This is a genomic window from Paenibacillus sp. OK003 (genome assembly GCF_900109515.1).
Taxonomy (GTDB): Bacteria; Bacillota; Bacilli; order Paenibacillales; family Paenibacillaceae; genus Paenibacillus; species Paenibacillus marchantiae.
Genome location: NZ_FOBD01000019.1, coordinates 81,794 through 107,405, shown reverse-complemented (window position 1 = coordinate 107,405; position 25,612 = coordinate 81,794). Strand labels below are relative to the sequence as shown.

At 50.0% G+C, this 25,612-nt stretch carries 18 protein-coding genes and 1 pseudogene; 2 read left to right on the top strand and 17 right to left on the bottom strand.

Annotation, left to right across the window (positions count from 1 at the left end; all coding sequences use genetic code 11):
• Window positions 1-3: 3 nt before the first annotated feature.
• On the top strand, window positions 4-1,305 hold the full coding sequence (locus BMW94_RS24905) for an alpha-glucosidase/alpha-galactosidase (RefSeq protein ID WP_064641282.1): 1,302 nt from the start codon (window positions 4-6) through the stop codon (window positions 1,303-1,305).
• An 89-nt stretch (window positions 1,306-1,394) separates the two neighbouring features.
• Here BMW94_RS24905 and BMW94_RS24900 read toward each other — a convergent pair whose 3' ends face one another.
• The 10 genes and pseudogenes from BMW94_RS24900 to ytxJ all read right to left on the bottom strand — a co-directional run bounded on the left by BMW94_RS24900 (window position 1,395) and on the right by ytxJ (window position 13,245).
• On the bottom strand, window positions 1,395-2,093 hold the full coding sequence (locus BMW94_RS24900) for a response regulator (protein WP_091001479.1): 699 nt from the start codon (window positions 2,091-2,093) through the stop codon (window positions 1,395-1,397).
• 1 nt (window position 2,094) lies between these two features.
• The gene (locus tag BMW94_RS24895; protein ID WP_091001478.1) at window positions 2,095-3,675 is read right to left on the bottom strand and encodes an ATP-binding protein; all 1,581 of its coding nucleotides are present in this window, start codon (window positions 3,673-3,675) and stop codon (window positions 2,095-2,097) included.
• 8 nt (window positions 3,676-3,683) lie between these two features.
• A complete protein-coding gene (locus BMW94_RS24890) occupies window positions 3,684-6,023 on the bottom strand; it encodes a histidine kinase (RefSeq protein ID WP_091001477.1) in 2,340 nt (779 codons plus the stop codon).
• A gap of 128 nt (window positions 6,024-6,151) precedes the next feature.
• Window positions 6,152-6,712, bottom strand: a complete 561-nt coding sequence (gene kdpC, locus BMW94_RS24885) for a potassium-transporting ATPase subunit KdpC (protein WP_091001476.1) — start codon at window positions 6,710-6,712, stop codon at window positions 6,152-6,154.
• Window positions 6,713-6,747: 35 nt separating this feature from the next.
• Window positions 6,748-8,892, bottom strand: a complete 2,145-nt coding sequence (gene kdpB, locus BMW94_RS24880; RefSeq protein WP_254790355.1) for a potassium-transporting ATPase subunit KdpB — start codon at window positions 8,890-8,892, stop codon at window positions 6,748-6,750.
• A gap of 67 nt (window positions 8,893-8,959) precedes the next feature.
• Window positions 8,960-10,639, bottom strand: coding sequence for a potassium-transporting ATPase subunit KdpA (kdpA, locus tag BMW94_RS24875; protein WP_091001475.1), 1,680 nt, complete (start codon window positions 10,637-10,639; stop codon window positions 8,960-8,962).
• Between the two features lie 63 nt (window positions 10,640-10,702).
• Complete coding sequence (locus BMW94_RS24870) at window positions 10,703-10,765, bottom strand: potassium-transporting ATPase subunit F (RefSeq protein WP_231952816.1); 63 nt, start codon at window positions 10,763-10,765, stop codon at window positions 10,703-10,705.
• A gap of 431 nt (window positions 10,766-11,196) precedes the next feature.
• Window positions 11,197-12,393, bottom strand: coding sequence for a spr1629 family repressor/antitoxin (locus BMW94_RS24865; protein WP_091001474.1), 1,197 nt, complete (start codon window positions 12,391-12,393; stop codon window positions 11,197-11,199).
• 31 nt (window positions 12,394-12,424) lie between these two features.
• Window positions 12,425-12,661: pseudogene (locus BMW94_RS24860) on the bottom strand (hypothetical protein); the annotation flags it as partial.
• Window positions 12,662-12,705: 44 nt separating this feature from the next.
• Complete coding sequence (gene ytxJ, locus BMW94_RS24855) at window positions 12,706-13,245, bottom strand: bacillithiol system redox-active protein YtxJ (RefSeq protein WP_254790354.1); 540 nt, start codon at window positions 13,243-13,245, stop codon at window positions 12,706-12,708.
• A gap of 372 nt (window positions 13,246-13,617) precedes the next feature.
• On the opposite strand from ytxJ, the gene BMW94_RS24850 reads away from it, so the two are divergent.
• Window positions 13,618-14,496, top strand: a complete 879-nt coding sequence (locus BMW94_RS24850) for a hypothetical protein (protein ID WP_091001473.1) — start codon at window positions 13,618-13,620, stop codon at window positions 14,494-14,496.
• Between the two features lie 125 nt (window positions 14,497-14,621).
• On the opposite strand, the gene BMW94_RS24845 is transcribed toward BMW94_RS24850, so the two are convergent.
• The 7 genes from BMW94_RS24845 to BMW94_RS24815 form a co-directional block, all read right to left on the bottom strand.
• Window positions 14,622-15,053: a VOC family protein gene (locus tag BMW94_RS24845; protein WP_064641272.1), complete on the bottom strand. Its 432-nt coding sequence runs from the start codon at window positions 15,051-15,053 to the stop codon at window positions 14,622-14,624.
• 271 nt (window positions 15,054-15,324) lie between these two features.
• Entirely contained in the window at window positions 15,325-15,552 is a 228-nt protein-coding gene (locus BMW94_RS24840) for a hypothetical protein (RefSeq protein ID WP_053782996.1), read from the bottom strand.
• Window positions 15,553-15,844: 292 nt separating this feature from the next.
• The gene (locus tag BMW94_RS24835; protein WP_091001472.1) at window positions 15,845-16,717 is read right to left on the bottom strand and encodes a sugar phosphate isomerase/epimerase family protein; all 873 of its coding nucleotides are present in this window, start codon (window positions 16,715-16,717) and stop codon (window positions 15,845-15,847) included.
• Window positions 16,718-16,729: 12 nt separating this feature from the next.
• Window positions 16,730-17,605, bottom strand: a complete 876-nt coding sequence (locus tag BMW94_RS24830) for a sugar phosphate isomerase/epimerase family protein (protein ID WP_091001471.1) — start codon at window positions 17,603-17,605, stop codon at window positions 16,730-16,732.
• Between the two features lie 139 nt (window positions 17,606-17,744).
• On the bottom strand, window positions 17,745-20,846 hold the full coding sequence (locus BMW94_RS24825) for an alpha-mannosidase (protein WP_091001470.1): 3,102 nt from the start codon (window positions 20,844-20,846) through the stop codon (window positions 17,745-17,747).
• Window positions 20,843-23,155, bottom strand: coding sequence for a glycoside hydrolase family 3 N-terminal domain-containing protein (locus BMW94_RS24820; RefSeq protein WP_091001469.1), 2,313 nt, complete (start codon window positions 23,153-23,155; stop codon window positions 20,843-20,845). The genes BMW94_RS24825 and BMW94_RS24820 overlap by 4 nt, the downstream gene beginning before the upstream one ends.
• Before the next feature lie 44 nt (window positions 23,156-23,199).
• The gene (locus BMW94_RS24815) at window positions 23,200-25,422 is read right to left on the bottom strand and encodes a helix-turn-helix domain-containing protein (protein WP_091001468.1); all 2,223 of its coding nucleotides are present in this window, start codon (window positions 25,420-25,422) and stop codon (window positions 23,200-23,202) included.
• Window positions 25,423-25,612 lie beyond the last annotated feature (190 nt).

Genomic DNA, 25,612 nt, shown 5'->3' with positions numbered 1-25,612 from the left:
GAGATGAACAAAATTACGTTCCTCGGTGCGGGAAGCACCGTTTTTGTCAAAAATGTATTGGGTGACGTTATGATGACCGAAGCACTTCAGGATTTTGAGCTGGCGTTGTTCGATATTGATGCTGAACGCCTAAGCGACTCAGAGCGTTTACTTACCAGTATGGCCCGTTCGCTCGGAAGCCAATGTGCCATCAAAGCTTATACCGACCGCAAGGAAGCACTGCGCGGAGCCAAATATGTGATTAACGCCATTCAGGTGGGCGGGTATGATCCATGTACCATTACGGATTTTGAGATTCCGAAGAAATATGGATTGCGTCAGACGATTGCCGATACGCTCGGGATTGGCGGGATTTTCCGTAATTTGCGGACGATTCCGGTGATGCTCGATTTTGCACGGGATATGCAGGAAGTGTGTCCTGATGCGTGGTTCCTGAACTACACCAACCCGATGGCGGTACTAACGAATGTCATGAACGTGCATGGCGGAATCAAAACTGTAGGTCTGTGTCACAGTGTACAGGTGTGTGTGCCGCATCTGTTTGATGCACTGGGGATTGATCAGACGGGTGTGGTCGCAAAAGTTGCGGGTATCAACCATATGGCCTGGCTGCTTGAAGTGACACGCGATGGTCAAGATCTGTATCCGGAGATTAAACGTCTGGCGAAGGAAAAGCAGAAAGAGCAGCATGATGACATGGTGCGTTATGAGCTGATGCAGCGTTTTGGATACTATGTAACCGAGTCCTCCGAGCATAATGCCGAGTACCATCCTTATTTTATCAAACGAAACTACCCGGAGCTGATCGAACGCTTCAACATTCCGCTGGATGAGTATCCGCGCCGCTGTGTGAACCAGATTGAAGGCTGGAAAGAAATGCGTGAGAAGCTGTTATCCAGCGAAAATATTGAACATACGCGCAGCCGCGAATACGCTTCGCATATTATGGAAGCCATGGAGACGGATCGCCCTTACAAAATCGGCGGTAATGTTATGAATAACGGACTGATCACCAACCTGCCTCGTGAAGCCTGTGTTGAGGTGCCTTGTCTTGTGGATGGTTCAGGCATCAGCCCGACGTATATCGGGGACCTGCCTCCGCAACTCGCGGCATTGAACCGCACGAATATTAACACCCAGCTGTTGACCATTGAAGCGGCGATTACGGGCAAAAGAGAGCACATCTATCATGCCGCGATGCTTGACCCGCATACAGCTGCCGAGCTGTCCATCGATGATATCGTCTCAATGTGTGATGAACTGATCGAAGCTCATGGCGACTGGCTGCCGAAGTACACGTCATAAGAAGTTCATTGTTTGCAATTCAAAAGCACTAGTCTCCTCTCAGCAGGGAGGGGCTGGTGCTTTTTTGAGCTTTTATCTTGTTTCCCAGCCTAATCCTGAAGCAGAAACCGATAGCCGATTCCCGGCTCGGTCTGAATAAAACGGGGACGCGTGGGATCTTCCTGCAATTTTTTGCGCAGATGTCCGACATATACCCGCAAGTAATGGCTGTCAGACTCATGATGATGCCCTCCCCACACCTGTTGCAGCAGCTGGCGTTGGGTAATAATTTTGCCTGCATGGGTTGCGAGCACTTTCAGCATTTCATACTCAGTCGGCGTTAACTTTACGGGTGCCCCGTCCAAATCGACCTGTCTCTGGGCCAAATCAATGGTGAGTGGTCCAAAACGCAGTATCGGCTCATCCGTCGTTTTGGCCACATGGCGAAGGGCAACCCGAATACGGGCAACGAGCTCTCCCATGCCAAACGGTTTGGTGACATAATCATCCGCCCCACCGTCGAGTGCAGCAATTTTATCCTCTTCGCGATCCTTTGCAGTCAGTACAATGACTGGTACCTGCGACCATTCCCGAATCCGCTGAAGTACATCCATTCCGGACATACCGGGCAAGCCCAGATCAAGCACAATCAGATCAGGATGTACAATGCTCGCCTGAATGACCGCTTCTTCGCCGTCGGCGCATTCGTGAATCTCAAATTGATGCGCCTGAAGCGTAACCTTCAGCAGTTTACGGATTTGCGGTTCATCATCCACAATTAATATGCGCGCGCCTTGCGGTGCCGTCATGTCATTCTTCCTCTCCTTGTCCCATATACGGGAATGATGCTTCGGGTTCCTCTGTGGGCAAACAGATGCATACCCGCGTCCCGCGTCCCGGATTCGGTTCTGCGGTGATTGTACCTCCGTGAACTTCGACGATTCCTCTACAGATGGCAAGCCCAAGTCCCGTACCTGTCACATGCCGTGAAGATTCGGATCGATAAAATTTCTCAAACACCCGCTCGCGGTCTGCTTCCGGAATCCCGACACCCGAATCAGCTACCACAATAGTCATTTGTCCATGCCGCTCATCCACCTTCACCGTAATGACGATTTCACTGTCCTCTGGTGAATATTTGATGGCATTGCTGATGACGTTGACCAGAACCTGCTCCAGCAAAACCTCATCCCCGGATACAAATGGCGGCTGATCCGGCAATTCCACTCGAATGCGACGGTGCTGGATGAATTGCTGAACCTGAGTTAACACAATGCCGATCATGTCGCCCACATCACACCATTTTCTGCGCAGCTGCAGCATGCCACTCTCCAGCTTCACCATGCCCAGCAAATTGGTTACCAGCCTGTTCATGCGCAGCGCTCCATCCCGAATATTGCCTGTCAGTTCTTTACGATCCTCCGGGGTAAAAAGGGAGTCATTCTCCAGCAAACCTGTCGCTGAACCAATGATGGCCGTAAGGGGTGTGCGCAGCTCATGGGACACCGAGTCCAGCAAAGCGGTGCGAATCCGTTCCGATTCGGCCGTCACCTGCGCGAGTCTCGCTTCTTCAGCCAGCTTGACACGGGCAATGGCGCTTGCTGCCAGCCCGCCACACGCTTCCAGCAAACGCAGCTCTTCCAGCTGCCCCTGAAGATCGCTGGATTCCAGATTCACAGCGAGCACCCCATGGATCTGGTCTTCTGTACGCAGCGGCACATACAGACCAGACGATTCCCGCAGGCTGGAGGAGCCGCGTCCGGCGATTTCGCCATGTTGATACACCCATTTGGCAATAGCGACTTCAGCTTCTCCTTCACCCCAGGCTATTACATCCGAATCCTCCGAGGAGGAGGTAACCTGAAGTTCGCCTTGTGCATTCGGGAGATATATTGCCGCCGGAGTTCCAAGTGTCAGTGACACTTGTCTCGCAATGTTGCCGAGTAGAGTATGCAAATCTGTAACAGCCGTCATCTGACGACTTAAAGCATACAGCGAATTCGTCGTAATCTCGCGTTGTTTTACCACCTCCAGCTGCTGCCGCAGGCGCCCCGCCAGACTCGCCGTTAATACCGCCACTGCCAAATACACAACAAAGGAAAATATATATCGCAAATCTTCAACCGTAAAACTGAGATAAGGAGGAACAAAAAAGAAGTCAAAGGCAACAACGCTAAGACTTGCTGCATATATGGCCGGCCCCATTCCCCAGTACACAGCGCTGACCAATACTGGAAAAAGATAAATTAACCCCACGTTAACCAGATCATCGCTAATCCCTATCACATGAAGCAGAAGGGTTAACAAAGTGATTCCAAGGGTTACCCATATATATTTGGGAACACGGTTCAGCTTCAGCCGGACGTCTTCCCCTTTATTTCGTTCAGACACAGCACATCTCACATCCCGCTCAGATCATAATCGTAGTCCGCAACGATCAATACGTCCATATGTCTGGATAACCGCACCAGCCTGCTGACCACCGTTCCCTTTCCACGATAGCCGTTCAGCCACCAGACCCGTCTCGCTTGACCAACCACCAACTGTGTTGCTTTTTCCTCAGAAGCTTTACCCGCCAAAATACTTGGTACATCTCTCAGCCTCTGGCTATGATGAATATGAAATTTGCCGCCCAGTCGAACGGTCAGCTGTTCCAGCTCCTCCAACTGGCATTTCACTTCGTCATTCATGACTTGACCTACATGAACATGGTGCACATGCCAGACCGCCTTTAACCGGTAGGCTGTACGAAATCCGCGGCGAATCAGCCGCTCCGCATGCTCATCACTGCTTACGCAGACAAAGACCGCCTCCTGTCTGCGCCAGGGACCGCGAAGTGCACTTTTGCGCTCCTGTGATTCGAGGCGTTCATCCACATCATCAGCCAATTCCCGCAGAGCAAGTTCCCGTAAGGCAATCAGATTGCCAATGCGAAAAAAATGACCAAGCGCTTGTTCCACCTTGGCTGCTGCATAGATTTTACCCTCCCGCATGCGTTGCCGCAAGGCCTGGGGGGCCACATCGATAAGCTGGACCTCATCTGCCATTTGCAAAATCCGATCCGGCACAGTCTCTCTGACCCTGATTCCCGTAATATGTTCCACCGCATCGTTCAAACTTTCCAGATGCTGCACATTCACGGTGGTGATGACAGAGATGCCTGCATCCAACAGAATCTGCACATCTTCGTAACGCTTTTGCCGTGTGCTTCCCGGTACATTCGTATGCGCAAGTTCATCCACCAATACCACCTCAGGACATAGACGAAGAATCGCTTCGGTATCCATTTCCTCGAGCTGTACCCCCTGGTATACCCGCTGCTCTCGTGGAATGATGGATAATTGGCCGATCTGTTCCACCGTCTCCGCCCGACTATGTGTCTCCAGCAGACCAATCCGTACGTCGATGCCTTTGCGGAGCAGATCATTGCCTTCCCGGAGCATCATATAGGTTTTTCCCACACCTGGCGCAGCACCGATGTATACCTTGAACTTGCCACGCCGAATCTGACCAATCTGTGCCTTCATCTCCTGCTCACTCAACCTGCGATATGTTGGCGTCTCTGTATCTGGCAATCGGGTCGGAAGTACCCGCTCGCCCTCATGCTGTGCCCGATCGGCGAGCAGAAACAGATCGACACCCCGCATCCTGCGCAGTAAGGAGTTAACAAATGATCCCCGCCACAGCTCCTGCCAGCGACTGTGTCGTGAGTGTCCCATAACAATGCGGGTAATCTGATGCTGGACTGCGTAGCGTGCAAGTGTAGATGGAATGTTACGGCGGTGTAACACAGGCAATTCCTCAAACTGCCCTCCGAATTTCTCCACCAGTTTGATCATGTTGCGACGAAAAACAGCAGCTTCCTTGGATAGCGGCTGCTTCATATTACGTAAGGTTACGGCATGCAGATCTCCGTTTAATCTCTTCGCAATCTGCTGTCCCCGCCGAATATAGATAGACCCGTTCCAGTGATATTGAGTGGATACCAAAATGCGTTCCATGATGCCTGTCGTGACCGTAATTCCCATCTCTTCCCGGTGCTCACGCAGTGATTCGTTAACCCCTTCTGCGACAAGTCGAAGTGCCAGTTCACGCAAAATACCCAAATTGCCATGCCGAAATACCGCTTCACCCTCATGTCCCCGAAGATGTCCCTCCGCAAGGCGGCTTAATACGGTTTCAGGGGTTACATCGATCAGCTTCACTTCATCGGCCAGTTCAAGGGTATCGGCAGGCACAGTATGCTCTGCTGCAATTCCCGTTAGCTGGCGTGCAAGCTCCGTATATCCCTCCAGCTCATACACATTCACCGTTGTAATGACACTTATGTTGTGTCGCAGCAAATACTGAATGTCTTCCAGTCGGGTTGCATGACGTGCTCCTTTTCGGTTTCTATGAGCAAGCCCGTCAACGAGCACAACCTCCGGATTACGTGCCAGCAGGGCATCCAGATTCAGGTCCTTCATCTCCAGACCATCCTTCCAGCGAGACCAGTGAATGCTTGGAATCCGCTCCAACTCGCCGAGCTGCTCCACGGTCTCCGGTCTTTGCATGGTCGACACAGCGCAGATGACCACATCGATCCCCTGGTGGCGCAATGTGTTTCCTTCCCTAAGCATATGATACGTTTTGCCTGAACCGCTGACCGGACCGATATATATTTTCAAGGTGCCCTGCTGCAGCTTCGTGATCATCTTCAAGATGTCTTCCGGGGACTTCCGCTTGAAGCTGTCTTCCATCCTGTTCACTCCCCCCACATACCCTTTACTTAAAATGGAGAAAGCCCCTTCCGAGGCTCGGAAGAAGGCCTGATACGAACAACCAAGGGAAGCTGCACTCCCCGTGGATCTACCCAACACGATGCTTGTTATTTCAGCTCAGCCGTTAACGCCAGATTCAAAGCGGTCACATTCACACGCGGCTCACCGAATATGCCCAGCTGTCGCCCCTGTGTATGTTCCTCGACGATCTTGGCAAGCTCTTGCTCACCAAGACCCGTTGCCTGGCTAATCCGGGGAATCTGTGCTTTTGCTGCTTCCGGTGACAGATCCGGATCAAGACCAGAACCGGAACCTGTCACGAGATCTGCAGGAATTTGCTGCAAGCCCGGATTCTCTTGCTTGAGCTGAGCCACCTTTTCCTTCATTTCAACAATATACGCCTCCGAGGCCACGGCGCGATTGGAACCTGCCGAAGCAGTTCCATCATAATTAGCGTTCGATGCCCGGGGCTGGAACAGCCCCGGTGATTTCACTTCCTGCGCGAGCAGCGACGAACCGATGGTTTCCCCGTCTTGTGTGATCAGACTGCCGTTCGCCTGATTTGAGAAGAGCAGCTGCGCCACTCCGGTTGTAACAAGCGGATAGATGACACCGCAAATCAGCATAAGCACGACAGACAACCGAATGGCGGGCAGTACCTGTTTCATATGAATCACATCCTGATTTGTTATTAGTTGTACCATTACACCAAATGAAGCCCCGACAGTACCAGATCAATCAGCTTAATTCCGATAAACGGTACGATTACACCGCCCACGCCATAGATGAAAACATTCCGTCCAAGCAGCCGCTCCGCGGACATAGCCCGATATTTCACACCCCGCATGGCAATTGGGATTAGCAGTGGGATAATGATAGCGTTGAAGATCAGCGCTGACAGAATTGCGGACTGCGGTGAAGCGAGATTCATAATATTGAGTGCCTGAAGCTGCGGCATGGCTAGAATAAACATGGCCGGAATGATGGCGAAATACTTGGCAATATCATTGGATATCGAAAAGGTCGTCAGTGCGCCGCGGGTAATGAGCAGCTGCTTGCCAATGGAGACCACCGACAACAGCTTGGTCGGGTCGGAATCCAGATCAATCATGTTGGCCGCTTCCTTGGCCGCCATGGTGCCCGAGTTCATCGCCAGGCCGACATCGGCCTGCGCCAGAGCAGGAGCATCGTTGGTCCCGTCGCCAGTCATGGCGACAAGCTTGCCCTCCTGCTGCTCTTTTTTGATCGCGGTAATCTTGTCTTCCGGCTTGGCCTCGGCAATAAAATCATCCACGCCCGCTTCCAGCGCAATGGTCGCCGCCGTCAGGGGATTATCCCCTGTACACATGATCGTCTTGATGCCCATGGCTCGCATCTCCGCAAACTTCTCTTTCAGCCCTGGTTTCACTGTATCTTTCAGATAGATCACACCAAAAATCTGGTCATCAATCGCAACAGCAAGCGGTGTACCCCCAGCCTTAGCAATTCGGTTCGCTATATCGTCCAAATCGCCGGGTATCCGTCCTCCACGGGAGGAAATATGGCGTTTGATCGCATCCACCGCACCTTTGCGGATCTGCTTCCCACCGCTTAGATTCAGGCCCGACATTCGGGTCTCTGCGGTGAAGTTCACATGTTCTGCATCTGCATATTCTGTCTCCGCCCAGTTCTCACCCTGCTTGCCAGCCAATTCAACAACCGAGCGCCCCTCTGGTGTCTCATCGACTACGGAAGCTTGCAGCGCAGCCCGGGTCATCTCCTGTGCAGATACGCCCTGAACAGGAATAAACTCCGAGGCCATGCGGTTGCCGTACGTAATTGTTCCGGTTTTGTCCAAGATCAGCGTATCAATATCGCCTGCCGCTTCCACCGCTTTACCCGACATGGCGAGTACGTTGAACTGCGTGACACGGTCCATGCCCGCAATACCGATGGCGGATAACAGACCGCCAATCGTCGTCGGAATCAGACAGACAAGCAATGCGATAAGCGTAGCCAGATCGAGCCGGATGCCCAAATAGTTCGCCATTGGCACCATGGTCATGATGACAATCAGGAATATCAGGGTCAACACGGCGAGCAGTGTGGTCAGCGCAATTTCATTCGGCGTTTTCTGGCGCTGTGCGCCTTCAACGAGTGAGATCATTCGGTCGAGGAACGACTCCCCGGGATCGGTCTGCACACGCATCACGATATAGTCGGAAGTAACCCGAGTGCCTCCTGTAACGGAGGAAAAGTCACCGCCCGCCTCCTTGATTACGGGTGCCGATTCCCCGGTAATGGCGGACTCGTCGATAGAGGCCAGCCCTTCAATAATCTCACCGTCCGTGGGAATCAGTTCGCCTGCTTCTACACGGACGATATCTCCTTTTTTCAACTGGGTCGAAGACACTTGCTTGATGGTTCCGTCTTTCTGTAGCAGCTTCGCCGTGGTGTCCGATTTCGTCTTGCGCAGCGTGTCGGCCTGAGCTTTGCCCCGTCCCTCTGCCAGTGCTTCAGCAAAGTTGGCAAACAGCAACGTGAACAACAGGATGAGAAACACCGCGATGTTGTACCCCCGCCCTGCCTCGGATGCAACAAACAGATCCGGATTGATACATAACAGCAATGTGATGAGTGTGCCGACTTCGACGATAAACATCACCGGATTTTTGATCATGACGACCGGGTTCAGCTTCTTGAAGGCATCCAGAGATGCCTGAAGCAGAATATCCCGACTTAATGTTTTGCTTCTTTTGGGCGTACCGGGATCCGTGCCCGTACCTCTCGTTCCTTTACCCTGGGTTCTGATCGTGCCTCTGTCTAATCCTTCCACCGTCTGCTCCTTCTTTCGTTCTACTACATTCATTGTGATAATCCACCTCCGCACTTTACGTCCTTGCTCCTATTCCCATATCCGATCACTGTACCGTTCATCATCGGATCATCGCCAAATGTTCAGCAATCGGTCCAAGCGCCAGTGATGGGAAGAACGTCAACGCCCCAACGACCACAATCATCATCACCAGAATACCTGCAAAAAGAGGCGTGTGTGTACGCAATGTACCCGTTGTTACGGGAACAACCCGTTTGGTGGCCAGTGATCCGGCAATGGCGAGCATCGCGATCACGGAAATGTATCTTCCAAGCAGCATTACCACACCAATGGCGATGTTGTAAAAGTCTGTGTTGGCATTCAGTCCGGCAAACGCCGATCCATTATTGGCAGCACCGGATGCAAAGGCATATAACACCTCGGTCAGACCATGCATGCCTGAATTCGAAATTGAAGCGACAGATTCAGGGCGCATCAGCGCGAGCGCGGTCGGAGCCAGAATAATCAAAGGATGAACAAGCAGCGCGATGGACGCGAGCTTCACTTCCTTACCCTCAATTTTTTTGCCAAGAAATTCAGGGGTCCGCCCAACCATCAGCCCACAGATAAACACGGCCAGAATCACATAGAGCAATCCGTTGAGCAAACCTACCCCTTTACCGCCGAATACGTTGTTGAGCATCATCTCGGCCAGTGCAACCATGCCACCAAGCGGGGTAAGCGACTCATGCATATTGTTCACCGACCCGGTTGTGGCTGCTGTAGTCACCGCTGTGAAAAGCGCCGATTCGGATACCCCGAACCTGACTTCCTTGCCTTCCATATTGCCTTGGATTCCTACTGCATCCAGCGCTGGCACACCGCGATATTCCGAAACAAATACCGTGGTCAGCATCACGAGGAAAAGTAAACTCATGGCCGCAAACAGCGTCCAGCCCTGCTTCCGGTTGTTCACCATGATGCCGAAGGCGTAAACCAGCGCAGTAGGAAGCAGCATCATGCAGACGATATGCACCAGGTTTGACAATGCCGTGGGGTTCTCAAATGGATGCGCTGCATTGGTTCCGAACCAGCCTCCACCATTGGTACCCAAGTGTTTGATCGACTCCAGCGAAGCGACCAGCCCGCGGCTAATCGTCTGCTGTGCCCCGTCCAGTGTGGTTGCGTTCACCGCTCCCGCCAGTGTCTGCGGCACACCCTGGAATACGAGGAACAACGCCACAATGAAGCTCAGCGGCAAAAAGATTCTCGTAATCGACCGTACCACGTCGACGTAGAAGTTCCCCAGTTCATCCCGTCGGCCCACCAGGCCGCGAATGAAGGCAATAGCGACCGCGAAGCCGGTCGCGGCTGAGGTGAACATTGGAAACGTCACGGCCAGCATCTGTGACAGATAGGACAGGGCGTTCTCGCCCGTGTAAGACTGCCAGTTCGTGTTGGTCATGAACGATGCAGCTGTATTAAAGGCCTGTGCCGCAGGCATATTGCCGATGCCATCCGGGTTGAGCGGCAGATACTTTTGCAGCCGCAGCACCAGAAACATCAATAACAGCATGACGAAGTTCGAAATGAGCACGGCTGAGAGGTATTTTTTCCAACCCATCGACTCGTTCTCCTTCACCCCCATCAATCGATACAGCAATCGCTCCGACCCGCCAAATATCCGATCCAGTCCTGTTCGTTTGCCGTCAAACACCTTCACCAGATAACTCCCTACTGGCTTCACCAATAGTATGATGATCAGCAGCGTCACCGCCACTTGTAATAAACCGCTACTCATATCCGCATTTCCTCCCTAAAATCGACGATCCGAGTGCTTCTGGTTTCGTGCCCCAAGCGACCATCAGAACTTCTCCGGCCTCACTAGCACGTAACCAAGATAGACTACCAGTGCGAGCACAATCATGCCGATGACGATCATACGGCTTCTCCCCTTTCATGCCCTATGCATTCATGCCTTCTCACAAAATTTTACAAAGCCCCAGAACACCACAAACAACAGCACGACCAGCCCAATGATCGTGGCATCATTCACCATGTGCTCCCCTCCCTCTCTCTACCGTTCTTGCAACCTTCTACATATGAAATCGTAATACGAAACGCTGTAAAAAGGGGGTAAAGAAATACCCGCCAGGGTGTAAAAAAAGCGTAAAAAAGACCCGTTCCACTCAGCGATTAGCTGAAGGAAGCGGGTCTATGTGCATTTTTGTATCGAACAATCCATTACCTATTAGGATGTGTCTCCAAATTCAACAAGCTTAACGTTGACGGAGGTCATCATTTAAAAAGAAGTCTTGGTGTCCAAGCCGCTGTTCCCTGGCTAATGGGGAGTCCATTTTAAGAGCTACGTGTGGGCATTCCCCTAACATTTTGAGTGTTAGTTTCGCGTTTGCTCATCATGTACTTATTAAAAAAATCAGTGCTTATCCCTGTCATATGATGAAAAAAGGACGTCTCCACTTTCCAATCTTCCTCAATCATATAACGAATATCCACAAGACCTTTCTTGGAGATCAGGTCAATAATGGTTTTGATTCGCATCGGTTTTTGCAGTGGTATCGTATGATCGAAAGGTTCTTTTTCCAGATATCCTCTTCGGTGCATCGCCGCATAGAAATTACGATGATCCTTTGCCTCCATCATACCTAAATGCGCAGCTCTGTATCCCAATACTTGCAGTGAGGTCTTCCATTTCTTTTTCAAATCGAGATACTGATCTGGATTCGTCTTATAAGAGATGTCATTCATATCCGATGAGAACTCTTCCTCAGGCAATAAAAAGGCACCCGCAAACAAATTGGCTTCATTCTCGATTAATTTGTGTTCTTTTCGATCCAGATTGGCGAACTCAAGACGGTAATGAAGCAGCAAATGGCCAAGTTCATGCGCAATATCAAAGTTCCTGCGAACCGCTGAGCGTTTGACGTTGCCCAATATGATAAACGGACGATCGTTCCGCGTCCAAAGGCTGTACGCATCAATTTCCTCACCAATCGCTTTCTCAAAAACGTAAACACCACTTTTTTCAATCCAGAACATCAGGTTCTCATTCGTAGAAGGCTCCAGATTAAGCCGTTGCCGCGCAAGATGTGCAACATAATGAATCTGAGTCGCACGATCAGCGTCTGAATGATTCATATATGCAATAGCCTCTTCCCGCAGCTTGATAATGTTCAGCGTAGGAAGGCTAATCTGATCGGTAATATAATTGATGAACGTATCCAAATATTCTACGTGTTTTGCTTCTGTCTGTGTCTTGGAAATCACATTCAACACCTTTGAACGATAGGCAATGTTCATGACATTAATATTGGCAGAGTTATTATGCTCCGCAAGCATATCCTTTGCATAAAAATACTTGCTTTTCACACTGAAAATGCGTTTCAACTCGTTCACGACTGGCACTTTGGGAGAAGTATATGCATTTTCATATTGCCAGACTGCTTGTTCTGTCACACCTAACAGTTCGGAGAGCTGTTTTCTAGAATACCCGTGCATGATCCGCAAATTGGTCAGATTTTCACCAACGAACACGCTGCTCCCTCCTTACTGAACTACCGGGGGATCATCCCCATTGTTCTTCTTCCAAAATTTGAATATCGTATGCTGCCGGGTCGACGATATCCTCCATGTCTGGTGCAAGGACCTCGCGGTCACTATCATTCAACTCTGCACCTGAGATACGATCGGATAAATCTTCTATAAAATAGGCTATATTATCATGCGGATTGGGCAGATAATGTTGAATCCTAGAAATTTGAAATGCTTCATCAATAGCATAATATTCACATGTAAGGATATGATTTTTTTTGTTATTTTTTAAAGTGGAAGTGATTTCAATGCCCTTTATCCAAACGGATTCTGGGCCCATTGCAGCAGTCTCTTCCGGGTGATTTTCCCGTGTGACGTATGTTGAATAACTTGGCCGCCGTCCAGCAGCAGGACTTGAGGCGATTCATGGTGAATCTCGGTGTCTTCCGCAATGCGGCGGGAAAGCGAGCGGCTTTCGATGACTTTGACGATTCGGTACTCCATCTTCTGTGCGGGATCTGATGCGTTCGAGCCCACAAACGCCATAAATTCCCTGTATGCTCTCGCACTGATTGAACAAGTTGTACTGTGTTTCAGCAGCAGCACCGAATGATCCTGCGATTGCTCAAGCACCTCTTCCCATTCCTCTTGCTTACGCAATTCCTTGACATGTTCACTCAGCATATCATCCAGCCCCGAGCCTGCACGTTTGCTAACGACAGATCCAACCACGACGCCCAGTGCCACACCAAAGGCTATCCCCAGAGCGATCTGGTGCGTTGCCACACCAATACTCGTTCCAATGACAATACCCACCCCAAGCCATAGAGTTTGAGGATTCGCTTTTTTATCCATGGAGATCATCCTCCTTACAGATATTTATAAAATAATATTAACTTTAATGTAGGAACAGTCGCTCATTTGCCTGTATAAAATGGCTATGGTAACATAAGAATAGACAACATGGAGAGGTGAAACCCTCTCACGGCGCGCGTCTATATCAGATGCAGAGCAAATCCCACCGCAGGCAGTCAATCTGTTTAACGGTGGGTTTTTGTTTATGACTTCATTACGGTAATTTCCGCCCGTTGTCTACCGAAAATTATACCATAGGCGCCTACGCAGGCGCTTTTATATTCCTCATCGAAGGGTCCATTTTTGTGATACACTGAGTGTAATTTGGCAACGCTGAACATGAAGAACTGATTGGAAAGGCGGAAATTTGTTATGGCATATGCTTTTATGATCGAACCGCAGTATTATACCGCTTTGGAGAACGAGGACGAGTTGATTGAGAAGTGCCAGGAATGGGGCCTGCTTTCGGAGAAAGCAACGAAGGTCAAAACGTTCTATTATAAAGGGAATGGGCTGAATATGCCTTGCACCATCGTTGGCTTTGTCGACCATATGGCAGCAGTCATTCAATTGGACAATGATCAGAAACACTGCATTCATCCGTCTTATCTGAAAGAAATGCAGGCGTCCAGCTATAATGTGAAAAGTTTGATTGCAGCGGGAACGGCAAAGGACAAATCTAATGAACCAGTCGCTACAAGCAACTTAGAAGAACTCCCTAGCTCTGATGCTGCACAAGATCCTGTCGCTGCTTCCTATTTGGATAAGTTTCCATCCGGTATGAGTGACTTTGATTCCGAACTGGATGTGGACACGGATGACGATGATTCCTCCTCTGCTTTAAAAGGCGACCCTGACGGTCTGGTAGAAGAGTATGTAGGACCCGCTAACGCAACAGGTAGCGCTGATAAACCAAAGGCAAAAACCGCAGGTAAAGCCAAATCGGTCAAGATTGAGCTGCCGGAGGGTAAAGTGAAAATGTCTGCGGTTGTGAAGGAATTTACAACCGTGCCGAACCACTTCTCCGACAATGATGATGAAGTCATTATCTATGAAGCCGTTACGATCACCGAGCCCGAGGTTGTTGACGTTGGCGAAGCCTGGTCCAGCCACAGTGCCACGATCAAGAAGCAGGAGCTTGAGGTTGGCGATGTACTTACTTTTGAAGCCAAGATTATCAAGAAAAAGCTGACCAAGAACCCTGTTCCCTACAAAATCAACAATCCTTCCAAGATTCAGAAAGAAGTCTAATTTCAGATTAGCAAGTCAAGTATACACACTCCTTGCAGGAGTCACAAAAAAACCTCCAGACACGTTACTCATGTCTCGGAGGTTTTGTAGTTTTATCTTTTATGTCAGAGACACTAACTTACATTTTACTGATGGTTGGCTGCTGTACAGCTAATCTGGAACTGAACGCCAAATTTATCGATAACCATGCCGTAGGCCGGACTCCAGAATGTTTCCTGGATCGGCATTTTCACTTCGCCACCGTCTTGCAGCTGGTTAAAGATTGCTTTGGCTTCATCGGCAGTATCTGTGTTCACCGTGACATTCACATGATTACCTACAATATAAGGCATGCCAGGGAATGTATCGGATAACATCAATACAGAACTGCCAATCTGCAAGGAAGCATGCATGATGCGGTCTTTCGCTTCGGGAGGTACGGGGTGGTCTGGGTTGGAAGGACCGTCGCCAAATGTCTGGAGTGCCAGCACTTCCGCTCCAAATGCCTTTTTATAAAATTCCACTGCTTCACGTCCGTTACCATCCGTTACAAGATACACATTCAAGCTAATTGCCATACCTGTTTCATCTCCTTGATATCATGTAATTAAATCATTCCTGCCACTTGCGACATGAGTATATAGAAATAGGTGGTCCATTGACAAGAAGGGATTCCCGCAAGCTTCTCTAAGAACCAATCTTCATTCAACTTCCAGCAGTGCTAGGTCAAAAAAGTCCATTCTTTGGTAGGATTGTCCTGCAATCCTTATTTTATCCTCGGTGCCTTCGCAAAAAAAAAACCACTCTCCCGAATCCTGTCGGTAAAATGGCGTGGTCGATCCTATGAGGTTAGCGCGTTTTTACGATGCTATCTATTTCACTTTTCAACAAGAGGTATCGGTGAACACTTCTCATGATCGGGACCTTAGTTAGTTTATTCTTGTCTACATAAAGTTTCATCTGATCTTTGGTCAGACCGAGCAAACTCCCTGCTTCAGATACCGTCAATACAACCTCGGGATTCGTAGCATTAAACGTTTTTTTCACTTTCTGGTTCCAGTCCTCAAATACCTGCATAGATCAGTGATCTCCCCTATCCATAGCCAGTCATTTTCCAGGCTGAATAGATCCATTATACCATACTTGTGATGATCGTAACTTAATCCTTATGTAGAACCAATTAATGTTAGTAAATTAGGCTTCGCGAACCAACACCTCGAACTGCCTTAATGCCGGGAATGGAGAGGCATCTGACCACTTAATCAGTCGCTTAACGTTACCCGTTCCACGTGTATATGCCTCAACATAAGAAGTGCATAAAGAGCCACTTCCTTAAAGTGGCCCCACGATATAAAACTAAATGATTGCCCTAAGCCTCTTCCCAGAAGCGGCGCAGGTTGCTCATGGCGATTTTGGAAGCTGATTTGCATTCCTCCATGCCCTCAAACTCAATCGTAATGTTACCATCATAACCGGAGTCTTTAATCAGCCTCACAATTTTGCGAATGGGAATATCCCCTTGACCAACAATGGCACCGCGTAGAAAGTTGCCGTAAGCGGTTGTGAACCATTCCCCTTCACCCGGATGCTCATCATAAGGGCGGAAATAGAAGTCCTTGAAGTGGACCAGAGAAGCGTACGGCAGATTTTTCATGACCCCGATAATCGGATTCTCATCCACACACATGAAGTTGCCGATATCGAGTGTCGTTTTGAAGTTGGGACGATCTACGGCATGAAGCACACGCTGCACACGGTCACTGGCCTGCACACTGAAGCCGTGATTCTCAATGGTTGTTGTAATGCCAAACTGCGCAGCATAATCAGCGATGATCTGGCTTCCCTTCACCATCAGCGGCAAATGCTCCTCAAACCAGGCAATGGTCATTTTCTCCTTAGGCAAAGTAAACGCCGTTACGTCATGACGCATATGCTTTACACCCATCCGGTGTACAACATCGACATGTCTTTTGACCCGAGCTATCTCTTCTTCAAAAGCTTCTTCCGTCTCCTGCACGAAATTCGCAGGCATCGAATAGTTGGACAGCTCAATCCCCGCAGAAGCAGCTCCCTCCCGAATGGCGTCGGCCAGATCAGGATTGTCCTCCACGGTGTAGCCATACGGAACCATCTCCATATGCTCGCCACCATTTGCAGCAATCCAGTCGATGATATCCAGAACCGTCATCTCACCCGAATTCAGATCGTTCAACAAGCTATACGTACTCAGGCCCACTTTCATCTGCTCAGCTCCCTATCGGTATTGTTGGATAAATTTAACCGCTTTGCGAATGTCCTGTTCCGGCTGGTCGCCTACCTCGCGTTCAATCGTCAGATAACCTTTGTAGCCAATATCCCGAAGGGCTGCAAAGTATGCGTCAAAATCCACACTGCCCTCGCCCAGCGGCACCTCACGGAAGAACGTTCCGGAAGAGACCATTTCGGCAATTTTCTCATGATCCATAGGCGCATATCCTACTGCACCGTATACGTCCCTCGGGTCTACTTCCTTCAGGCGCACACCATCTTTCACATGGGTATGCACAATATAATCCTTGAGCAGATGAACACCTCGTGCAGGGTCATCTCCGGTAACCATCACCATGTTCGCCGGGTCAAAATTCACCGAAACCCCGTTGGTCGACAGGGTATCCAGAAACCCTTTCAGATCTGCTGCCGTTTCCGGCCCCGTCTCAATCGCGAAGTAGGCTCCAGCGCTTTTGGCGTATTGGCCCAGCTCCTCGCACGCAGCATGCAGTGTGGCATACACTTCGGAGGAAGGATCATGCGGAACAATACCGATATGGGTTGTGACGATATTCGTCCCCAGATCCAGAGCAAGATCCACGATGCGCTTGGACTTCTCTACTTTCCACGGATTATCTTCCTTGACCTGAAACCCGTGACCGCCCAAATCGCCAACCAGGGCAGAAATTTCAAGACCGAGAGAATCGATATAACTTCTTAACTCCTTGCGGGCTGCCGGAGAGAGGTTTTCGGGGTCCATCTCTCCATGGACTGCATAGATCTGTACGCCTTCTGCACCTACATCCTTCGCTTTGCTTAATCCTTCACGTACACCTACACCGAAGCTATCCACGATCACGCCAATCTTGTTTGTTAATTTCATGCCATACCCTCCCGTTAAATCGGTATTTGATTTTCCATTCCTGGTGAGCCTTCATGACGGACGGAATGCTCTATTAAATTTTCGACCCTTACCTGGTCACTCCTTTTTCTCGGATCATTTCTTATCCGGTTTCCTGAGACTAATCTGCTGAAACCAGCTTCACGGTTTGAATTTCATATGGCTTGAACGTCAGCTCAAACTTCCCTTCATGACAAGCTAGTGGCCTAATTTCATCCTCCAACAGATTGACTACAGACGTACGTATACACGCGTCAGCCCATTGAATCTGAACCGTTTCTCTTCCACCAGATGACTCATAGAAACGAAGTACCGTTCCCGTCCCATCTTCGGAAGCCTTGATTGTATCCAGAATGACATGTTCACTGTGGAAATGAACCCAGCTATGTTCTGCCGGCAATGTGCCAGAGTGTCGTTCACTCGCAACAACCCGAACCGGGTGGTTTAGTTCCATCGCACGTCGCACCACACCCGCTTCCCGCCAATCTCCCTGATGCGGTAGCAGGGAATAAGTGAATTCATGCTCACCCTGGTCAGCATGTTCATCCGGCCATTTGGGAGCACGAAGCAGGGAAAGACGGATCGTCTGATCCTTGATGTCATATCCATATTTACAATCGTTCAGCAGGCTTACACCACTGTTACCCTCGGAGATATCCGCCCAGCGGTGACCACACACTTCAAACTGGGCCTGCTCCCAGCTGGTGTTGTTATGGGTTGGCCGCTCCAGCGCACCAAACGGGATTTCATACGCTGCCTTGGCTGATATCAGATCAACGGGAAAAGCCGCTTTGAGCAGCTTATGGCTCTCCGCCCAGTTTACCTTTGTCTTGAAATCTACACGTCGCTGATGACGATACAGGATCATATCCTGGTGAATCTCCGACTCGTTTAACTTCCAGTGAAACCGCAGGACATCCTTCGTTACTCCACGCTGTACTACTTCTCTGGAGATCAGCTCTGCCACTCCTGCACGTTGCGATTCAAACCGCGGATCCATATCCCAAGCATCCCAATACGTTGGCCTGTCATGGAAAAACTGCAACTCATTCGCTTTATCGCCCGGCTTCAGCCACTCCCGTTGCATGGATTTGTCATACCATCTGGTGATCTCTCCTACATCGTTAAATTCAAGCCTGTAAAAGTCCGTTTCCCAGACAGAAGGGAAAAATTCATCCTGCTTCAAAGTATGAAGATTGGCATCCAGTGCCTGGCGTAGCCATATCGTGGCATACCCAAAGGCCGGAATGTATGGGACATAGACTGACAAGGTCAGCTCGTCTCCATTTGCCTCAAGGTCACTCGGCAGACGATTACCCTGATGGTCAAACGCTGCTATACCGCTCAGTTTCTCGTCGCCTGTAATCGTAACGACTTCTCCCCGCTCCCAGCCCAGACTATTAAATACAACATAGGACAGACCGTCGAAGCCATCTGTCGCAATGCGGTCCTCAATACGGCCAAGAGTACCATCCATAGCCGATGTCCCCAGAGCGAATACTTTCGTATACTCTTCCATAGATGTTACGTATACTTCGGGAATGGACGTGCCCGGGATAATATCATGGAATTGATTCAGCATAATCAGCTTCCAGCCTTCATCCAGATCACTTTTCGACTGAGCTGCTTCAACTCCGGCAAACTGCCCCCAGATTTCCGCTTCCCGATACAACACCTCCGCTTTGCGATTGCTCCGTTTGTTGCGCGCATGGGTTGTATAGGTTCCACGGTGCAGTTCCAGATATAAGTCGCCATGCCATTTGGGCAGCTTAGGATTGTTGTTCGAAATTTCTTCGAAAAACGCGCCTGCTGTACTAAAATTGCTAATGGGCTGCCCAACCATGAAATGGGATCGCTCTGCGAACGCAACCATTTCGTTCGTTACCCCACCTCCACCATCGCCATGCCCATACAGCAGCATTTGCTCGGGGTGTACATCCTTCTGCTTGTAGGATTGCCAGTGCTCATCAACATCCTTGGGCCGGGTATGTTCATTCACTCCATGATTGAGATACGCAAGCACCGAGGTGCCGTCAATGCCGACCCAATGGAACAGATCATACGGGAAAACGTTGGTATCATTCCAATTGAGCTTGGTGGTCATAAAATAAGGAATGTTAGCCAGCTTGAGCAGTTGTGGCAGCGAAGCACAGTAGCCAAACGTGTCAGGAAGCCACTCGATGTTTGAACGCTTACCGAACTCCTTCTGATAAAAGTTCTGCCCGTACAGGATCTGACGCACAAGCGACTCGCCACTCGGAATGTTCAGATCCGGCTCTACCCACATGCCACCAACCAGTTCCCAGCGGCCTTCGGCAATTCGGGCTTTGATTCGTTCGTACAGCTCAGGATAATGCTCTTTCACAAATGCATACAGCTGCGGTTGACTCTGCGAATACACGAACTCCGGATACTCATCCATCAAAGTACACATCGTGGAGAAGGTTCGGCTGGACTTCCGCACGGTCTCACGCACAGGCCACAGCCAGGCAATATCGATATGGGACTGCCCAACCAGATGCATGAATCCATTCCGGTACTCTTCCGGGTCTTCCTCCTGCACCGACTGTGCGAGCCATTCTTCCCAATGCTGTACCCACGCCGCTTCACTCCAGCGCTGCGGCTCGTTGTACATCTTATCCATCACCTGATGAACATTCCGAATAAGACGGGTGCGCTTTAAGTCTTTCTCCGGCAATGCTCGGAGTGATTCTGCAAGTACCGTAATGCTATACATTAGACTCTGTAAAGGCGAATTAACACGAACCAAAGCAGCTCGGATGCCCTGAATTGGCGGCTGGATCACCGCCTGTCGATTCAAAGGGTCATGTGGTTCCGGTATGGGATCATATAGTTCAATCTCCAGCAAAGGCGCAGTTCCCACACGGCTCTTCGGCAACGGTACATACCCATGATTGCGGTCCAGTCCGTGATAAGGCATGCCGTTTACCTTCAACAGCCCTTCACCTCTGGTCTCGAAGATCAACCCGACCGCATCTTCCTCCCAATGGGCCGGAATCTCTAAGGTTTTGCTCAGAAAATAAGTCGTTCCATGGTTGCTATGGAGCGGATTCAAGCTATGAACAGCCGCATTCTCCTGTTCATACTCATATTCCCCTGGCCGGATATACTTGGCCTTCTGCATCTGCCACTCTGGAAGCTCAAGGGTATCCTTCCATTGCTGCTGAGCCAGATCCTGAATGAATCTCTGAATTCGAATCATACCTCCACCCCCACCTTCTGGATGTGTAAAGTACAAGCAGTCCAGTCTCTGGAGCTGCTGCCAACCATCAGCTTGAATTCACCCGGCTCCACCACAGGCTGAAGACGGGAGTCAATCAGCTCCAGATGCTCTTTTTGCACAGGGAACGTCACCGTCTGTGTCTGTCCCGGCTCCAGATGAATTTTACGGAATCCCTTCAGTGAAATTTCGGCCCGCGTGACCGAAGCCGACACATCCTTAATATACAGCTGCACCACCTCATTTCCCGCAACTACTCCCGTATTGGTGACCTCTACCTGCACCTCGGCTTCATCGTCTGGTCCGATCACTTCCGGCACAACTCTTACATTCTCATACTTAAATTCCGTATAACTCAGCCCAAAGCCGAACGGATATTGTGGTACCAGATCGATCTCCAGATATCGCTTACCCCGGGTGCGTTTGGCATTGTAGCTGACCGGAAGCTGACCTACATGCTTGGGAATAGAGACGGTAAGGCGACCAGATGGATTCACATCACCGAACAGAATATCTGCAATAGCGTTGCCTCCCTCCTGCCCTGGATACCATGCTTCCACAATGGCATGGGCATGCTCATCAATCCAGGGTTCAGCAATCGGCCGTCCGTTAATATATACGACAATAACCGGTTTCCCCAGCTTATGTACTTCCTGCACCAGTTCCAGTTGAACACCCATCAGGTTCAGAGACGATCGGTCTATCCCCTCGCCGCACTCCATATCGTTCCATGGATCATCCGTAACAACGGATGCCCCCGTCCGCAGATCAATGGTCCCTTCGCCAAAATCCCTGCTACTTGAGCCTCCCATCACCATAATGATGGTATCTGCTTCTTCAGCACAGGCGAGCGCTTGCGCAAAGCCCTCCCTGGAATCGCCTTTGATCCGGCAGCCAGGTGCGTACAGCACCTTTCCGGTGTCAGCACCAAGCTTGCGCGTAATCCCATCCAGCACTGTAATAATCTGTCCTCTCGGCTGCGGCGAGGTGTAGTCGCCAAGCTGGTTGTAGACATGGTTCGCATTCGGACCTATGACCGCCAGTTTTGTACCTGTTTTGCTAAGCGGAAGGGTGTTTTCTTCATTTTTGAGTAAAATGATTCCCTCTTGCGCGACTTTTCTCGCCAGCTGAATATGTTCTTCACATCCGATGATCTGCTCTGCAAAGTCAGGATCAACGAAGGGGTGTTCGAATAAGCCCAGTCTGAACTTCATCTCCAGCACCCGCCTAACCGCTGTATCCAGATCCTTCTCTTCAATTAATCCTTGCTCCAAGGCCTGCCCGAGATGCTTGCGGTACATGTACCCGGACATTTCCATATCCACCCCTGCCTTAAGCGACTGAGCGACGGCCTGCTCCCCGTTCTCCGCGGTGTTGTGTCCATTGACGAGCATCTGAATCGCACCAAAGTCAGTAATGACAAATCCGTCAAAGTCCCATTGCTCGCGCAGGAGATCATTCAGCAGATACGAACTCGACGTACAGGGCGCACCATCAATTTCGTTGTACGCTGTCATGACAGAACATGCTCCGGCTTCCACCGCTTTCTTGAACGGCAGCAGATCGACCTCGTGCAGCTCGCGCAGTCCCATATGCACCGGAGCAGCATTGCGCCCACCCTCCGAGCTGCCATAGGCCGCAAAATGTTTGAGTGTCGCCACAATCGTCCGATTGGAATCGAGCCGGTCACCCTGCAAGCCTTTCATCGCTTCCACCGCCAATTCACCGATCAGGTATGGATCTTCGGCAAAACATTCCTCTGTCCGTCCCCATCTCGGGTCCCGCACGACATCAAGCACAGGTGAATACGTTGCCGCTCCTCCCTGGCTCCGAGTCTCCACAGCAATCGCTTCACACATCTTGCGGTACAACTCCGTGTTCCAAGCACTTCCTACTGCTAGCGGCACCGGGAATACGGTTGCTCCAATGGCCATATGCCCGTGAGAACACTCTTCCCCAAACAAAATGGGAATGCCCAGCCGGGAGTTCTCCATGGCATACCGCTGAATTTCATTAGTGGCAACAGCTCCCTGCTTAGGCGTCAGGCCAGTCTCCAACGTCACTTCCGTCCAGGGGTCAGCACGAAGTGCTCCATACAACGACCCAATCCCGCCCTCTGCGATGTCCTTTTTAAACTCATCCGTAACCTGAACCGTACCATCTGCTTCCTTCACATAAGTCTTCCACCCCATCGGCTGGATCAGCTGCCCTATCTTCTCCTCCGTGGTCATCCGCCCGAGCAGATCTTGGGTCCGCTCCTGGATGGGAAGCGAAGCATCTTTATAGTCCATATGCACATTCTCCTTATGAGTTCGGCTTAGTCTGGTGCATGGGCTCACATGGCTTTTCGGTAGTCGCTAGGCGCAACACCCACCACATTCTTGAACGCCCGATTGAAGGAATTGTAATTCGTATACCCAACTTCCTCACTGATCTCCTGAATGGCCTTATCCGTCTCCAGCATGAGCTGTTTCGCCTTCTCAATACGATGACTAATCAGAAGATCCACGAACTTCTCACCAATCTCGTCCTTAAATAGCTTGCTTAAATATTTCGGATTGATATCAAATAGATCACTTAGATAATTCAGCGACAGCTCGGGGTTGTTGTAGTTCTGTTCAATATACTTGCGAATTTCAAGAATATGAGATCTATGTTTTCTAGAGCAATGAAGCGTCTGCATCTCATCAGCCAGCTCACAGAAGCCTTCCCAGCACAGCGCGCGCAAATCATCCAACGTTTCCCAACCTTCCAACCTAGGAAGAAGTGGTGTAAATACAGATGCCCATCGCTCCTGATACTCTCGTGGAAGTTCTGCGAACTCCCGGTTATAGTGCTGGAACAGCAATTGGACCGTATTCATAATCTCCTGGCGGGAGAGCACAGATTCATGGATCTGTTCGAACAAGCGGTCAAAATGCTTCTCCCACTCATCATCCGACAGTCTCATCGCCTGCACCAGCAAAGAGATCGTCTTCAGGAATTCATACACATCATTGGTTGAGTTCGGTACCTCCCCGCATGGAATGATCCGATTCATGCCGAGCACCGCCTTGTATTCCAAGGCATGCACCGCCTCCTTCAGCGAAGCTCTTAGCCCACGGACATCCACTGCGACTCTCCCAATACCGATGGTTACGGTGAAGTTCAAATACTGCCCAACCCTGTCAAGATAACCGGAGAGCAGTCTCTGCTCAGTCTCCTCGCCTTTCTCCATTTCGGGAATCCAGAGTATGGCATACAGACGTTGATCCGATATCCACTCTGCCCATACTTCGGTACCCTCGTGCCTTGCACTCTCCTGCAGAATGCTGGATAACACGAATTTCAGGAGGGATTGATCCTGATTGTGGTACTCCTCCATGAACCGGGAATACTGATCGATCTCCACCACAATCACAGCCCATCGATCCTCTAACTGCGGGAGCTTGAACCTGCTCATCTCCGCTGTCAGTTCATTTCCCGTAAAGTCCCGCGTACCCTCCAGCAGCTCCTGAAAGAAATATTTCTTCTGCAAAATCAGGTTCTCTTCATGCTCCTCCTGATATTGCTTGGTTTGATCAATCATTCGCTCCAGCGTGGTCTGGATAAAACGGAACTCATTATCCTTCGTATAACCCGCACCCGGCTGTTTCTGCGATGCCACCGTTTCAATTAACATGACAATCTGCTGGATGGGCTTGTAATTTCTTCGTGTCACATAGATCACCCACACCACACCAATCAGGACAACGGCAACGGCAAAAACAAACCAGATATTATAAAATTTCAGGGCGAATTTGACGATCTTACCATTGTTCAGTCCCGTCTGTACCTTCCAGCCACTGTAGCTGGATGTAAACTCGGAGAACACTTCCCCTGAGTCTGTTTTGGGAGAAACTGCTGTAATGCCATCCTGCATTCCTCCGTCCCACAGATTTCCGCCAGAGCGATTGAAGATATTCACGAAGGTGAACTCAGGGTCATACATCTGCATAATGGATTTCTGCAAGGTTGGCAGATCGACGTTAACCACCACAAGACCCGTGCCGTTTCCGACACCGCGAATGAGTGTAATGACCTGTTTTCCTTCCTCTGTCGGAAATGCCTTAAAGGATCTCGCCCCCACCCACTTTTGCGTTGCCGCAGCACGACTGTCTTTGATAAACGAGGCATCCGGGAATTCCTCAATCGGCACGGCCTTGCCGTTGCTGAATACCGTATCATCGTTGTATCTCACCAGATATATGGAATCAATTAGCGGATACTCTATTTTCAATTCATCAATAACCTGGACTGCTTGAATTCCGGCATACACATCCTCGCTTCCGGTTACCGAATAATAATTTTTCAGGTTGGGATTGGTCAAAATATCACGCAGCACCTTGAAGTCGATGGAGCGCAGTGAATTGTCCAAATATTGCGTTACCTGTGACGCCAGAAATTCATTGGCCTTGAGTGCTTCTCTCCGGTTCTGTTCATTGAATACCTGAAAGAAGATAATAAACAGGATTGTGGTCACGATAAAAAAAACAGGCAAATACGATAGCAGCAAACGTCTAAACCAACTGTTGTTCATCTCCGAGGCCCCCCCACCATTGTTCTATACGCATGAGCATTTTGCATAAGCTGGAATGACAACCGCGCCAATCTGGTCGCTAATTTTCCATGAGTATTCAGTAAATTTTATCGGATGAAGTGGGGTTGTCAAAAGGAGAAGACCGTCCCGATTCCTGTGTTGACATCGGAACAGCCTCATTCATGAATCC